The following is a 14,087-nucleotide window of genomic DNA, read 5'->3' on the forward strand; positions in this document are numbered from 1 at the left end:
GTCGCCTCGCGCGCTCACAGCAGGCTCCAGTCGCCCAGGCTCAGCCCCGGGCCGTCGCCTTGGCGGGCCAGCGCGAGCCCGCCGCCCTCGGTCAGGGCCAGCAGCACGACCCGCCCGAGGCCGTCGCGCGCCAGCACCGGATCGCCCTGGCAGACGGTGCCGGTGTCGGCCCACCAGACGCCGTGGTGCTCCTCCTCGGCACCGCACGCGCCCAGCACGAGCCGGCCCTCGGTGTCGCGGTGGGCCAGCACCGTGCAGGGGTGGCCGTCGAGGGTGGTGGCGAGCGCGGCGTGCCGTCCGTCGCCCGGGTTCCCGCCGAGCGGCACCGGCCAGGAGCCGGGACGTACGGCGACGGCACCGCCGCCCACCGCGTCGGTCAGGTAGTAGGTGATCCGGCCCGGCGAGGTCTCCAGACCGCACGCCGACCCGGGCAGCGGTACGACGCCGAGGTCGGGGCCCCGCTCCGGTGCGGCGCCCGGACCGGGCTGACACCAGGTCAGGGCACCGGTGCGGGTCGGGGCGACGACATGCACCTGCCCGGTGGTGGTGGCCACCGCGGCCGGGGTGTCGAGGACGGCCGCCACCTCGAGGTCCAGCCAGGGCTCCCAGCGGCCCCGGGCGTCCTCGCGCCGCAGGGCCAGTCGTCCCTCCGCCGTGGCCACCAGGATGTGCAGGGCGCCCGAGGCGTCGACGACCGCCGTGGGGGTGCCCATCCGTGCGGTGCGTTCCCGCTGGGCGTGCGGGTTGCCGGCGGAGCGCCACTCGCTCAGCGGGCGTCCCGCCTGGTACTGGATCGCGTAGACCAGGTCCACCGCCGACGGCGCGTCCCCGGTGCCACGGGCCCGGCGGCCGACGAGGTGGACGTAGCGGTTGCGGCCCTGGGCGACGGTGAGTTCGGTCATGTTCTTGACCTGCAGCACGTCCGGGCCGGTCCAGTCGGGGCCGCCCGGACGGGTCTCCGTCCAGCGCAGCACGGCGCCGTCGGCCTGCGCGTAGGCGATGAGCCTGCCGTCGTGCCCGGTGAGGAGCCAGGGTCCGGACCGCACCGTGCGGCCGGCCGGGGCTTGACCGGCCGGCCGCACCCGGTCGGCGCGGTCGCGCCCGGGAGCGGCCATCAGCGCCGGGCCTCCGGATGGCGCCGGCACCAGCCGGCCCAGGCCGAGGCGACCATGGTGCGGGCGTCGTGGCGGGCCGTCCAGCCCAGTTCGGCGCGGATGCGGTCGGCCGAGGCGACGACCCGTGCCGGGTCTCCGGCGCGACGCGGCGCGTGGACCGGGGCGGCCGCCGGGCCGTAGCCGGTGACCTCGCCGATCAGCGTGATCATCTCGCGCACGGAAACCCCCTCGCCGCGCCCGATGTTGACCGTCAGGTCGCTGCCGGGCTCCCGGCCGGGCAGCGCACGGGCGGCGGCGAGATGGGCGGCGGCGATGTCCTCGACGTGGATGAAGTCCCGTACGCAGGTGCCGTCCGGGGTGTCGTAGTCGTCGCCGAAGATCACGGGGGCGCTGCCCTCGGTGAGCTTCTCGAAGACCATCGGGACGAGGTTGGAGACGCCCGTGTCCGCGAGACGCGCGTCGGCCGCCCCGGCGACGTTGAAGTACCGCAGGCAGGCGGTGGTCATCCCGTGCGCCCGGCCCGCGGCGCGCACCAGCCACTCCCCCGCCAGCTTCGTCTCGCCGTAGGGGTTGAGCGGGGCGCAGGGGGTGTTCTCGGTCACCAGGTCCACGTCGGGCATGCCGTACACGGCGGCGGAGGACGAGAACAGGAAGTGCCGCACGCCGGTGTCGGCGGCCGCCTCCAGCAGGGTCTGAAGCCCGTGCACGTTCTCGCGGTAGTAGTGCAGCGGCCGTTCGACCGACTCCCCGACCTGCTTCTTGGCCGCGAGGTGGACCACGCCGTCGATCCCGAGGTCGGACAGGGTGCGCCGCAGGAGGGTGCCGTCGAGCACCGAGCCCTTGACGTAGGTCACACCGTCGGGGACGCGGGCGGGGTCGCCCGTCGAGAGGTCGTCGTACACCGCGACCCGCTCACCGGCGGTGAGCATCGCGCGCACGACATGGGCACCGATGAAGCCGGCACCGCCTGTTATCAGCCACGTCATGGCGCGCATACTATTTCTTTGGCTGCTGTTTACAAATACATCACGGGTTGTGCATGATCGTGCGGTCGTTCGCCCCTTGTGCGGTTTCGACCGGGCAGCACCACCTGGACCGGCCTCCCCCACCCGAGTCCTCACGCCACAGCACCGCCCCGCCGGGGCACGATCTTTGAGGATTCGAAGCAGGATGAGTCATGTCCCGACGCCCCAGCTCAGCGACTCCGATGCGCCCCCCGCACAGGGCGGCGGGCGCGGCCGCAAGCGCACCGGCGGACGCCGGAGGGGCCGCTGGATCCTGATCTCACTGGCCGTTCTGGTCGCGGCCGGAGCGGGCACCGCGTACTGGCTCTACAGCGGCATCGACGGCAACATCCAGGGCGTCGACATCGACCGGGCGATCGGGGACGACCGCCCGGAAAAACTGCCCACTTCGGGACAGAACATACTGATCCTCGGCTCGGACTCACGGGCCGGCGCCAACGCGAAGCTGAACACCGGCAAGGTCGCCGGGGCCCGTTCGGACACCGCGCTGGTGATGCACATACCCGAGGGCCGCAAGCAGGCCGTCGCGGTCAGCATCCCGCGCGACACCCTGGTGACCCGCCCGGAGTGCACCACGGCGAGCGGCTCCCAGGCCCCCTCCGCGAAACGTGTGATGTTCAACTCCATCTACTCCCAGGTCGGTCCGGCCTGCGTGGTCAAGACGGTGGAGCAGATGTCCGGGGTCCGCATGGACCACTACGTCGAGGTCGACTTCGCCGGCTTCAAGGACCTGGTGGACGCGATAGGCGGGGTGACCGTCACCGTCGACCAGGACATCCACGACACCTCCAGCGGCCTCGACCTCACCAAGGGCACCCACGAGCTGGACGGCACCCAGTCCCTGGAGTTCGTCCGCACCCGGCACGGCATCGGCGACGGCAGCGACCTCGGCCGGATCGGTCTCCAGCAGCAGTTCATGATCGCCCTGCTCGCGGAGATCCAGAAGCAGGACCTGCTGGGCAGCCCGGTCAAGGCGTACAAGATCGCCGACAAGCTGACCGCCGCGCTCACCACCGACTCCGAACTCGCCTCGCTCACCGAACTCGCGGAGTTCGGCCGCAGCCTGAACGGCGTCAACCCGTCCACCATGGAGACGATCATGCTCCCGGTGGCGTACGACAAGGCCGACCCGAACCGCGTGGTGGCCGCCGAGCCGCAGGCCTCGACCCTGTGGAAGGCGATCCGCGCCGACGCCACGATCCCCGACTCGGCGAAGAAGTCCCCCGCCACCGGCGGAAACTGACGGTACGTCAGATCTCGCGCCAGGCCTCCAGGGCCAGCCCCGGTTCGTCCTTGCGCCGGGTGAGCCGGAGTTGCCCGGTGGACGGGGAGAGGGTCGCCGCGGTGACCCGGTCGTCCCCGTCCGTGGTCAGGGCGACCGTCGCGTCGGCCGGGAGCTGCGGCCCCGACTCGGTCCACCAGGCGCCGGCCCGTTCGTCCTCCGTCGGGTACGCGGCGAACGCCACCCGGCCGCTCGCCGAGCGCTGCGCGAGCAGGGTGCAGTCGTGGCCGTCGAGTTCGCAGCGGACCGCGGCGACCGGCCCCGGCCCGGCGGAGGGCAGCAGGGTGTACGGCTTGCCGCCGGGACGCCAGGCGCACAGGTCGCCGGCCTCGTCGCTGTAGTAGAGGGTCGTGCTCTCGGCGGAGGTGGCCAGGGCGGCGAGGGTGCCCGGCCGGACCGGGGCCTCCAGAGCCTCCAGCAGAACCGGCGGCTTCCCCGCCGCCTCCTGCCGCCAGTACACGATCCCGCCCGGTACGGCCGCGTACACCTCCACCCGCCCCGACTCACCGGTGACCGCCGCGAGTCCGTCCTCGACCAGCCGGCCCTTCAGATCGCGCCACGGCTCCCAGCCGCCCTTCTCCTTCTGGGCGACCATGCTCACCCCGCGCCCCCGGTTGCGGACGAAGACATGGGCGCGGCCCTGGGCGTCCACCGCGACGGCCGGGGCGCCGGTGATCTCGCCCTTCTTGTTCGGGTGGCCGATCGGCCGCCAGTCCAGGGCGGCCAGACGCGGACGGTAGTGGGTGGAGTGGACCAGGCCCGACTCGCCCTTCACCGTGGGCCGCCAGGCGACCAGGTGGGCGTATCCGTCGGCACCCCGGCCCACCGAGAAACCGGGGTGCAGCCGCTGGTCGCCCCCCATCTTCCGGGGGGAGCCCCAGGGACTGCCGGGGCCGCGTTCCGCCTGGCACAGCACGGCGTCGCCCGACGGCAGATAGACACTGAGCCGGCCGTCACGGCCGCGGAGGAGCCAGTCGCCGTTCACCGCTTCACTCTAAGCGGGGCCGTTCGGAGCAGTGGCCCGGCCCCTGGCGTGGGAGGCTGGGGGCATGGATGACGAAGCGCCCCTGCTGGTGATCGTCGACGGTGCGAACGTCGTCGGGTCACGGCCGGACGGCTGGTGGCGGGACCGCAAGGGGGCCGCCGAGCGGCTGCGCGACCGGCTGGCCGAGCGGGGCCTGCCCGGCCATCCGACCCCGGTGGACCTGGTGCTCGTCGTCGAGGGCGCGGCCCGCGGGGTGGAGTCGGTGCCCGGGGTACGGGTGGAGTCGGCGGCCGGCAGCGGCGACGACCGCATCGTCGAGCTGACCGCCAAGGCCCCTGGCCGCCCCCGCCTCGTCATCACCGCCGACCGCGAACTCCGGCGCCGAGTAACCGAGTTGGGTGCCGAGGTGATCGGCCCGAACGCCCTGCTCCACTGAACCGGCGCCGCACCCCGCCCGCACCCCCCACTCCACGGAGCCGGGTCGGGCCATCGCCCCCCGCCATGGAAGCGGGGGACGCCGCCCACCCCCTGGAGGGCGCGGGAACCCACCCGTATCCCTGCTCCACCGAACCGGGCCCGCCCGTGCCGGTCGTTGCTCGGGCTCACTCGGCCGGCACGCGGGCGTACAGCACCGCTCCGTCCACCTCGGCCACCTGTTCGTAGTCGGCCGTGAGCAGGCGGCGCAGGCTGGGGACGCGGTCCGGGCCGTACGGCTTGCCCCGGGAGTCGTCGACCACCAGGGCCGGCGCCCGGTCGGCCAGCTCGGCGCGGAAGACCGGCCAGGTGCCCTCGACGGCGTACTTCTCGCCGACCTGCGGACCGTCCCTGCCGCCGCTGAAGTTGGTGAGCAGGCCGGCGGTGAGATAGCGGGTGGCGGGGGTGCGGTCGGCGAGCCAGTACGTCTCCGGGTGCATGCCCCAGACCAGCACCCGGTCGCCGGGCTGGGTGCGATGGGCGAGGGCGAGCGCGAGCCGCTGGGCGTGCGCGAGTTCGGGGCGGGGGGCCAGGAGACCCCAGGTCAGGAAGAGGGCGCAGACGCAGGCCGAGGTGCGGACGGCGGCCGCGGCCCGCTCCCTCGGCAGGACCTGCAGCGCGGCCGTGGCCAGCAGCGCGAGCGGCGGGGTGAGTTGCAGGAAGTAGTGGCCGAAGAAGTGGAAGCCGAGGGTGACGGCGACCGCCGACGCGCCCAGCCACAGCCACAGGTCGGGGGCGCCGGTACGGGCGATGCGCAGGGCGCGGGCGACCGGCGGGAGCAGCCCGGCGCAGGCCGCGGCGAGGATCGCGGTGTTGGTCAACGCCCGTGCCAGGACGTGGAGTTCGGAGCCGGTGAAAGAGGCGTAGGCGCCGGAGCCGGTGACCGTCCAGAAGGCGAAGCCGGCCGGGTCGGTGAGCAGGGCCGCGCCCAGTACGGGCAGGGTGAGGCCGGCGGCCAGCCGGAGCAGGCCCGCGCGCGGGCCGCCGTACCGGTTGAGCAGGTAGACCACCGGCAGCAGGACCGCGCCGCCGGTCTGCTTGGTGAGCAGGGCGCAGGCGACGGCCGCTCCGGCGGCGCCCCAGCGGCGGCGGTCGGCGCACCACATCGCGGCGGCCGTGGCCGGCAGTATGAACACCTCGAAGGTCGCCGCCTGCGCGTCCTCGGGGTTGAGCCCCACCGAGACCAGCAGATACAGCGCCCCGGCGGTACATCCCGCCCGGTCGCCCCACCGGCGCCGGGCGATCGACGCGAGCAGTACGGCGGTGGCCAGCTGGGCGAGTACGGCGAGCACCCGGAGCGGGGTGAGCGACCCGGATCCGAAGACCGCGAACGCCCCCTCGTAGAGCCAGGGCAGCAGCGGCGGTTTGCGGTCCACGACCGTCTCGTACAGCTGGCCGCCGCGCGCCAGCATGCGCGCCTGTACGGCGAGGAAGCCCTCGTCCGGGTTCCACAGCGGCCGGCGGAAGGACGGCATCCGGGTGACGCAGGCCAGCACGGCGAGCAGCGGCAGCAGCCGCGCCCAGTACCCCTTCCGGACGACTACGGATCGTGACGGGACGAGAGGGGCGACAAGCATGGGGAGCACGCTATCCGGCCCCGCAGTCCCACCTTGACGGGACATACGGGGCCGGAGTGGCGAGCCTGACGATTACGGAGCGTCGGCCGGCGTCCGCTGCTGTCCGGCGAGGCGGCTGTGCGAGCGGCCGTAGAGGAAGTAGACGACGAAGCCGATGACCATCCAGATGGCGAACCGCAGCCAGGTCTCGGCCGGCAGGTTGAGCATCAGCCAGAGCGAGGCCAGCACGGAGACGATCGGCAGCGCCGGTACCCACGGGGTGCGGAAGGACCGATCCAGGTCGGGCCGGGTGTTACGCAGGATGATGACGCTGATCGCGACGACGATGAAGGCGAAGAGGGTGCCGATGTTCACGAGTTCGGCGAGTTCGCTGAGACTGGTGAAGCCGGCGACGATCGCGATGACGACGCCCAGCAGGATGGTCGGCCGGTACGGGGTGCGGAACCTCGGGTGGGTGTGCGAGAAGAACCGGGGCAGCAGCCCGTCCCGGCTCATCGCGAAGAACACCCGGGACTGGCCGAGCAGCAGGATCATGCACACGGTGGTCAGGCCGACGGCCGCGCCGAAGCTGATCAGACCCGCGAACCAGGGGTGCCCGGTGGCCTTGAACGCGTCGGCGAGCGGGGCGTCCACGGACAGCTCGGTGTACTTCTGCATGCCGGTCACCACGATGGCCACGGCCACGTACAGCAAGGTGCAGATGATGAGGGAGCCGATGATGCCGCGCGGCACGTCCCGCTGGGGGTTGCGGGTCTCCTCGGCGGCGGTGGCGACGACGTCGAAGCCGATGAAGGCGAAGAAGACGACGGAGGCGGCGGTGAAGATGCCCATCACGCCGAAGTTGGAGGGCGCCCAGCCGAACATCAGCTGGATCAGCGGGGCCTTGAGGTTGCCGCCCGCCGGCACCGCCTCCTTCGGCGGGACGAAGGGGCTGTAGTTGCCGCTGTGGATGAAGAAGGCGCCGGCGATGATGACGACCAGGACGACCGCCACCTTGATGGCGACGACGACCGAGGTGACCCGCGCGGAGAGCTTCATGCCGACGACCAGGATCGCGGTGAGGACGAGGACCAGGGCGGCGGCGAGGATGTCGAAGCCGAAGCCGTGGGCGCCGTCGCGGCCGCTGAGGTACTCGGGCAGATGCCAGCCGGCGTTGTCGAGCAGCGAGTGGATGTACCCCGACCAGCCGACGGCGACCACCGCCGTGCCCAGCGCCAGCTCCAGCACCAGGTCCCAGCCGATGATCCAGGCGGGGAACTCGCCGAGGGAGGCGTACGAGAAGGTGTACGCCGAACCGGCGACCGGGACGGTGGAGGCGAACTCCGCGTAGCACAGTGCGGCGAGGCCGCAGACGACGCCGGCCGCGACGAAGGACAGGGCTACGGCGGGTCCCGCGTTGTTCTTGGCGGCCGTGCCGGTCAGGACGAAGATGCCGGTGCCGATGATGACACCCACGCCGAAGACCGTGAGGTCCAGCGCCGACAGCGACTTCTTGAGCGCGTGCTCCGGTTCCTCGGTGTCCTTGATGGACTGTTCGACGTTCTTGGTCCTGAAGAGCGTACTGGCCACTGCCTACCTCCCACGTTTGTCGTCCTCGACATGATCGAGAGGGCCGGGGTGCGTATGCCCCGGCAAAGGCAGGTTCACGCAGATGGGTCGGTCTCGCCACTTGGAGGAGTGGGGAGACCGACCCATTGGGGCGGTTTGGGGTGCGTCGGGGGGCGGGACGGTGGGGGCCGAGCGCGCAGTTCCCCGCGCCCCTTCGGGGCGCGCCCCGGCTAGGGACGCTTCACATCAATCCCTTGCCGGTTCCACCGAGCTGACATCCGTCGGCTGACCGTCCAGCTTCGCGACCAAACCGGTGACCTGGCGGGCGATGTCCGGGGCCGTCAGGCCGATCTCCGTCATGACCTCGGCCCTCGACGCGTGGTCGAGGAAGCGGGGCGGGATGCCGAAGTCGCGGAGCGGGACGTCCACGCCCGCGTCGCGCAGGGCCTGGGCGATCGTCGCGCCCACGCCGCCGACGCGGATGTTGTCCTCGACCGTGACGACCACCCGGTGCCGCTCGGCCAGCGGGGCCATCGCCTCGTCCACCGGCTTCACCCAGCGCGGGTCCACGACGGTGGTGGAGATGCCCTGCTTGTCGAGGAGGGCGGCGATCTCCAGGCACATCGGGGCGAGGGCGCCCACGGAGACCAGCAGCACGTCCGGGGTGTCGGTGCCGGGCTCGCGCAGCACGTCCATGCCGCCGACCTTGCCGACGGCGGCCACGGCGGGGCCGACCGCGCCCTTCGAGAAGCGGACGACCGTCGGTGCGTCGTCGACCTCGACGGCCTCGCGGAGCTGGGCGCGGACCTGGTCGGCGTCGCGCGGGGCGGCGAGCCGCAGACCGGGGACGACCTGGAGGATCGACATGTCCCACATGCCGTTGTGGGAGGCACCGTCGGTACCGGTGACGCCGGCCCGGTCCAGGACGAAGGTCACCCCGCACCTGTGCAGGGCCACGTCCATCAGCACCTGGTCGAAGGCGCGGTTGAGGAAGGTGGCGTACAAGGCGAAGACCGGGTGCAGTCCGGTCGTGGCCAGGCCCGCCGCGGAGGTGGCACCGTGCTGCTCGGCGATGCCGACGTCGTAGATCCGCTCCGGGAAGGTGTCGGCGAACTTCTTGAGGCCGACCGGCTGGAGCATGGCCGCCGTGATGGCGACGATGTCCTCGCGCTCCTTGCCGAGCTCGACCATCTCGTCGCCGAAGACGGAGGTCCAGTCCGCACCGGAGGCCTTGACCGGCAGGCCGGTGTCGGGGTGGATGGGGCCGATGCCGTGGAAGCGGTCCGCCTCGTCCTGGAGGGCGGGCTGGTAGCCGCGGCCCTTCTCGGTGAGGCAGTGCACGATCACCGGGCCGCCGAACCGTTTGGCCCGGGCGAGGGCCGACTCCAGGGCCTCCATGTCGTGGCCGTCGATCGGGCCGACGTACTTGAGGCCCAGATCCTCGAACATGCCCTGCGGGGCGATGAAGTCCTTCAGCCCCTTCTTGGCGCCGTGCAGGGTGTCGTAGAGCGGCCTGCCGACGACCGGCGTGCGCTCCAGCAGGTCCTTGCCCCGGGCCAGGAACCGCTCGTACCCGTCCGTCGTGCGCAGGGTCGCCAGATGGTTGGCGAGGCCGCCGATGGTCGGGGCGTACGACCGCTCGTTGTCGTTGACGACGATGACCAGCGGGCGGTCCTTGGCGTCGGCGATGTTGTTGAGCGCCTCCCAGGCCATGCCGCCGGTGAGGGCGCCGTCACCGATCACGGCGACGACGTGGCTGTCGCGTTCGAGCAACTGGTTGCCCTTGGCGATGCCGTCGGCCCAGCCGAGGACGGTGGAGGCGTGGCTGTTCTCGATGACGTCATGCTCGGACTCGGCCTGCGAGGGGTAGCCGGACAGGCCGCCCTTCTGCTTCAGCTTCGAGAAGTCCTGCCGGCCGGTGAGCAGCTTGTGCACGTAGGACTGGTGGCCGGTGTCCCACAGCACCTTGTCCTTCGGCGAGTCGAAGACGCGGTGCAGGGCGATGGTGAGCTCGACCACGCCCAGGTTGGGACCGAGGTGTCCGCCGGTCTTGGAGACCGCTTCCACGAGGAAGCTCCGGATCTCCTCTGCCAGCTGGACCAGCTCCTCGGGGCTGAGCCGGTCCAGATCGCGCGGTCCCCTGATACGGGTCAGCAGCGGCACCCGTGCCTCCTTGCAGTAGAGCTGATCGAGCTGTTGCCGGGCTCATCGAGTCTAATGTTCCGCCCGGGCGGCCGGACTCCGGCCCATGGGTCATAGGTCACGCGTCGGCTGTACCCATCATGAGCCTCCCCTATGACACGACTGTGCCCGGCACTGTCCAGTGCCGGGCACAGTCGGAAACCTCAGGGCGCGGGGCTGTATTCATTTGCGGCCACCGCCGCGTGGGCGCGATCGACCACGACGGCGGTGAAGCCGCCCACGCACCGCACCCCGACGGCGATCGGCGCTATCCGCGCCCCGCCGCCTTCTGGCTCTTACGGGAGACGGAGTCGATGACGACCGCACCCAGCAGAACACCGCCGGTGATCATGTACTGGATCGACGTGTTCATGTTCAGCAGGTCGAGGCCGGTCTGGATGGACTGGATGACCAGCATGCCCAGGAGGGCGGACCAGACGGTACCGCGGCCACCGAACAGCGACGTACCACCGATGACGGCCGCCGCGATGGCGAGCATCAGGGTGTTGCCGCCACCGGCGTTGAGCGTCGCGCTCGCCGTCTGACCGGCGAAGAACATACCGCCGATGGCCGCGAAGCCACCGGAGATCGCGAACACGGTGATCCGGACCATCGGCACGCTGATACCGGCACGGCGGGCCGCCTCGATGCCACCGCCGACCGCGAAGACCTTGCGGCCGTAGGTCGTACGACGGAGCACGAAGTCGACGATCACCAGCGACGCGAGGAAGATCACCAGCGCGTTGGAGACACCGGACGCGTTGTTCAGCACCGCCGCCGCGACGAAGGACGCGATCGCGAGCAGCGCGACCCGGACCACGATCTCGCTGGTGGGCCGGAACGGCACACCCGCCGCGCGGCGCCGGCGCTGCTCGTTGAACTGGCCCAGGGCCGAGAGCACGACACCGAGGCCGGCCAGCAGGTAGGCGCCGATGATGGCCTGGTCCATGAAGAAGGAGCTCTGGCCGAGGACGTGCACCGGACCGCTGTCGGCCGGGATGTTGATCGTGCCGCTGGAGCCCAGCAGCCACAGCATCAGACCGTTCCAGCCGAGGAAGCCGGCCAGGGTGACCACGAACGCGGGGACGCCGATCTTCGCGAAGAACCAGCCGTGCAGCGCGCCGATGCCGATGCCGGTGATGATCGTGAGGACGAGCGCCAGCCACTGGTTCATTCCGTGGTTGACCACGAAGACGGCGAACACCGTGGAGGCGAGTCCGCTCACCGAGCCGACGGACAGGTCGATCTCACCGAGCAGCAGCACGAACACCAGGCCGATGGCGAGCATGCCGGTGGCCGCGAGGAAGTAGCTGATGTTGGAGAGGTTGTCCGCGCTGAGGAACAGGCTGTTCTTCAGCTGGAAGATGGTCCAGATGATGATCAGGCCGACGACCACCGGCAGCGAGCCCAGCTCGCCGCCCTTCACCCGGCGCTTGAACTCGGTGAGGTAGCCCTTGAAGCCCTCCTCACGGACCAGCAGGCGCGGGTCGACGACCGTGACCGGCGCGGCCGTGGGGTCGTCGGCGGGCGCCACCGTGGTCGGGGCCTCGGCGGCCTCGGCCTTCTCGATCTTGGGCGACTCGCCGCCCTCTACGGTCTTGTTCGACGTCTCACTCACTTTGCCGCCTCCGGGGTGCGACGCTCCGAACGACGGGTCACGGCGTTGTCCGTGGCACCCGTGATCGCCGCGATGATCTCTTCCTGGCTGGTGCTCTTCACGGGGAAGAAACCATTGTTCTTGCCGAGTCGCAGCACCGCCACGGTGTCCGCGACCGCCTTCACGTCGGCCATGTTGTGGCTGATGAGGATGACGGCGAGGTTGCGCTCGCGGAGCCGCTCGACCAGGTCGAGGACCTGCGCGGTCTGCTCGACACCGAGGGCCGCGGTGGGCTCGTCGAGGATGACGACCTTGGGGTCGCCGATCAGGGCGCGGGCGATGGCCACGACCTGACGCTGACCGCCGGAGAGGCTGGCGATCGGGATGCGCACGCTCGGGATGCGGATGGAGAGCGTGCTCAGCAGCTCGCGGGCCTGCTTCTCCATCGTGACCTCGTCGATGACGCCGCGGTGCAGCAGCTCACGGCCGAGGAAGAGGTTGCCGACCACGTCGAGGTTGTCGCAGAGGGCGAGGTCCTGGTAGACCGTCGCGACGCCGAGTCCCTGGGCGTCGTGCGGCTTGTTGATGCTGACCGGGCCGCCCTCCCACTCGATGACGCCCTCATCGATGGGGTGCACACCCGCGATCGTCTTGACCAGGGTCGACTTTCCTGCGCCGTTGTCGCCCACCAGGGCGACCACTTCTCCGGCGTGGACCTCCAACTCGACTTCGGTGAGGGCCTGGACCGCACCGAATCGCTTGGAGACTCCGCGCAACGCCAGCACGGGCGTAGCGGACACGTGAACCATCTCCTTCGCCGCCTGACCGGCGGGGATGCCGCGCTTGTGTGACCAGGCGCGGAGGGCCGTGCGGTACCTCAGGTTGGTCGGTGTACGCACGTGGTTTACAAGATGAACATGCGCGAATCCGCTGCGCTTGGCAACGGGTCCGTCCGACGCCCGCTCCGGCAGCGGGGTATGAAGGCCGGAGCGGGCGTCGGAGGGGTTCGCGAGACCGCCGGACGGACGGGGCCCTTGCGGAAGGACCGGGTGGTGCGTCGGGCGGCCGGGGCCCGGGTGTCGTACTGCGATCACCCGGGCGCTGACGGCCGGAGCCGGACGGCTCCAGGGCCGGACTACTGCAGGCCGGCGGCCTTGCAGGCCTTGGCGAACTCGGCGGTGCAGATGTCCGCGACGGTGTACAGCTTGTCCTTGATCACGGTGTCCGTGATGTTGGCCTTGGTGACCGACACGGGGGTCAGCAGCTGGGAGGGCACCTTGTCGCCGGAGCCGCTGGTCTGCGTGGTGGTGGCGAGCGAGGAGATGCTCTTGCCCTGCAGCAGGTCCACGGCGATCGTGGCGGCGGCGTCGGCCTCCGGCTTGAACGCCTTGTAGACGGTGGAGGACTGGGTGCCGGCGACGATGCGCTGGATGCCCGCGAGCTCCGCGTCCTGACCGGTCAGCGGGATGCCGCTGATGCCGGCGCCCTTGAGGGTGGTGGCGATACCACCGGCCATGCCGTCGTTGGCGGAGTAGACGCCCGCGATGTTCTTGGCGCCGAGCTGCGTGATGGCCGCCTTGACCTTCTGCGCGGCGACGGTGTCCTTCCACAGGCCGGACTGCTCGTAGGCGATGTTGACCTTGCCGTCCAGGGCCTTGTGGGCACCCGCCTTGAACTGGGCGGCGTTCGGGTCGGCGTCGTCACCGTTGATCATGACGACCTTGGACTTGGTGGTCGCCTTGGAGCCGAGGGCGTCGAGGAGGGCCTGGCCCTGCAGCTCGCCGACCTTGACGTTGTCGAAGGAGACGTAGGCCGAGACCTTGCCCTGGGCGAGGCGGTCGTACGCGACGACCTTGACGCCCTTGGCCACGGCGGCGTCGATGGAGGACTTGATGGCCGCGGAGTCCTGAGCGGAGATCACGATGACCTTGACGCCCTTGGTGACCATGGTGCTGACCTGCTGGGCCTGCTTGGCCGCGTCACCCGCAGCGTTCGCGTAGTCGACGGTGCAGTCGGCACACAGCGACTTGACCTGCGCCTCGAAGTACGGGTGGTCGAACTTCTCGTAGCGCGCGGTCACGCTGTCGGGGAGCAGCAGACCGATGGTCTTGCCACCGGAGGAGCTGCTGCTGGACGAGTCGCTCTTCTTGTCGTCGCCGGCCTTGCCACAGGCGGCGACGGACAGCGCCATGGAAACCGCGGCGGTGCCGATCACGACTCTACGCATCGTTGCGTTCATTTGGGGGTGCCTCCCTGACAGGGCCGCAACGCTGCGGCCGAGGTGGCTGGAAGTCAACTCGGCC

The 14,087-nt window shown here is 71.1% G+C and carries 11 protein-coding genes; 2 read left to right on the forward strand and 9 right to left on the reverse strand.

The features are described 5' to 3' along the window. Window positions 1-14: 14 nt before the first annotated feature. Both ACZ4N4_RS11200 and galE read right to left on the reverse strand, forming a co-directional pair. The gene (locus ACZ4N4_RS11200) at window positions 15-1,115 is read right to left on the reverse strand and encodes a hypothetical protein (RefSeq protein WP_467586926.1); all 1,101 of its coding nucleotides are present in this window, start codon (window positions 1,113-1,115) and stop codon (window positions 15-17) included. Next, window positions 1,115-2,101 (reverse strand): UDP-glucose 4-epimerase GalE, encoded by a 987-nt coding sequence (galE, locus tag ACZ4N4_RS11205; RefSeq protein ID WP_467586928.1) that lies wholly within the window; start codon window positions 2,099-2,101, stop codon window positions 1,115-1,117. The genes ACZ4N4_RS11200 and galE overlap by 1 nt, the downstream gene beginning before the upstream one ends. 184 nt (window positions 2,102-2,285) lie before the next feature. On the opposite strand from galE, the gene ACZ4N4_RS11210 reads away from it, so the two are divergent. Beyond that, window positions 2,286-3,383: an LCP family protein gene (locus ACZ4N4_RS11210; RefSeq protein WP_467586931.1), complete on the forward strand. Its 1,098-nt coding sequence runs from the start codon at window positions 2,286-2,288 to the stop codon at window positions 3,381-3,383. A gap of 7 nt (window positions 3,384-3,390) precedes the next feature. Here ACZ4N4_RS11210 and ACZ4N4_RS11215 read toward each other — a convergent pair whose 3' ends face one another. Beyond that, the gene (locus ACZ4N4_RS11215; RefSeq protein WP_467586934.1) at window positions 3,391-4,407 is read right to left on the reverse strand and encodes a DUF8189 domain-containing protein; all 1,017 of its coding nucleotides are present in this window, start codon (window positions 4,405-4,407) and stop codon (window positions 3,391-3,393) included. A gap of 64 nt (window positions 4,408-4,471) precedes the next feature. On the opposite strand from ACZ4N4_RS11215, the gene ACZ4N4_RS11220 reads away from it, so the two are divergent. Continuing rightward, the gene (locus ACZ4N4_RS11220) at window positions 4,472-4,843 is read left to right on the forward strand and encodes a PIN domain-containing protein (protein WP_453566196.1); all 372 of its coding nucleotides are present in this window, start codon (window positions 4,472-4,474) and stop codon (window positions 4,841-4,843) included. A gap of 166 nt (window positions 4,844-5,009) precedes the next feature. Here ACZ4N4_RS11220 and ACZ4N4_RS11225 read toward each other — a convergent pair whose 3' ends face one another. The 6 genes from ACZ4N4_RS11225 to ACZ4N4_RS11250 form a co-directional block, all read right to left on the reverse strand. Further along, on the reverse strand, window positions 5,010-6,458 hold the full coding sequence (locus ACZ4N4_RS11225; RefSeq protein ID WP_467586937.1) for an ArnT family glycosyltransferase: 1,449 nt from the start codon (window positions 6,456-6,458) through the stop codon (window positions 5,010-5,012). A 72-nt stretch (window positions 6,459-6,530) separates the two neighbouring features. Next, window positions 6,531-8,027, reverse strand: coding sequence for an amino acid permease (locus ACZ4N4_RS11230; protein ID WP_453566190.1), 1,497 nt, complete (start codon window positions 8,025-8,027; stop codon window positions 6,531-6,533). 225 nt (window positions 8,028-8,252) lie between these two features. Continuing rightward, entirely contained in the window at window positions 8,253-10,169 is a 1,917-nt protein-coding gene (gene dxs / locus ACZ4N4_RS11235; protein WP_453566187.1) for a 1-deoxy-D-xylulose-5-phosphate synthase, read from the reverse strand. Window positions 10,170-10,455: 286 nt separating this feature from the next. Further along, window positions 10,456-11,805 carry a sugar ABC transporter permease gene (locus ACZ4N4_RS11240; protein WP_467586941.1) on the reverse strand — a complete coding sequence of 450 codons (1,350 nt, stop codon included), beginning with the start codon at window positions 11,803-11,805 and terminating at the stop codon, window positions 10,456-10,458. After that, window positions 11,802-12,593 (reverse strand): ATP-binding cassette domain-containing protein, encoded by a 792-nt coding sequence (locus ACZ4N4_RS11245; protein WP_450764888.1) that lies wholly within the window; start codon window positions 12,591-12,593, stop codon window positions 11,802-11,804. The genes ACZ4N4_RS11240 and ACZ4N4_RS11245 overlap by 4 nt, the downstream gene beginning before the upstream one ends. 326 nt (window positions 12,594-12,919) lie before the next feature. Then, on the reverse strand, window positions 12,920-14,023 hold the full coding sequence (locus ACZ4N4_RS11250) for a sugar ABC transporter substrate-binding protein (RefSeq protein ID WP_467586945.1): 1,104 nt from the start codon (window positions 14,021-14,023) through the stop codon (window positions 12,920-12,922). Window positions 14,024-14,087: the final 64 nt, after the last annotated feature.

The organism is Streptomyces sp. NPDC026538 (assembly GCF_055567535.1).

Excerpts from the sequence above, each read along its gene's own strand:
- ACZ4N4_RS11250 (WP_467586945.1), bottom strand. The coding sequence starts at position 14,023 with ATGAACGCAACGATGCGTAGAGTCGTGATCGGCACCGCCGCGGTTTCC.
- ACZ4N4_RS11210 (WP_467586931.1), top strand. The coding sequence starts at position 2,286 with ATGAGTCATGTCCCGACGCCCCAGCTCAGCGACTCCGATGCGCCCCCC.
- ACZ4N4_RS11200 (WP_467586926.1), bottom strand. The coding sequence starts at position 1,115 with ATGGCCGCTCCCGGGCGCGACCGCGCCGACCGGGTGCGGCCGGCCGGT.
- ACZ4N4_RS11220 (WP_453566196.1), top strand. The coding sequence starts at position 4,472 with ATGGATGACGAAGCGCCCCTGCTGGTGATCGTCGACGGTGCGAACGTC.
- galE (WP_467586928.1), bottom strand. The coding sequence starts at position 2,101 with ATGACGTGGCTGATAACAGGCGGTGCCGGCTTCATCGGTGCCCATGTC.
- ACZ4N4_RS11245 (WP_450764888.1), bottom strand. The coding sequence starts at position 12,593 with ATGGTTCACGTGTCCGCTACGCCCGTGCTGGCGTTGCGCGGAGTCTCC.
- ACZ4N4_RS11225 (WP_467586937.1), bottom strand. The coding sequence starts at position 6,458 with ATGCTTGTCGCCCCTCTCGTCCCGTCACGATCCGTAGTCGTCCGGAAG.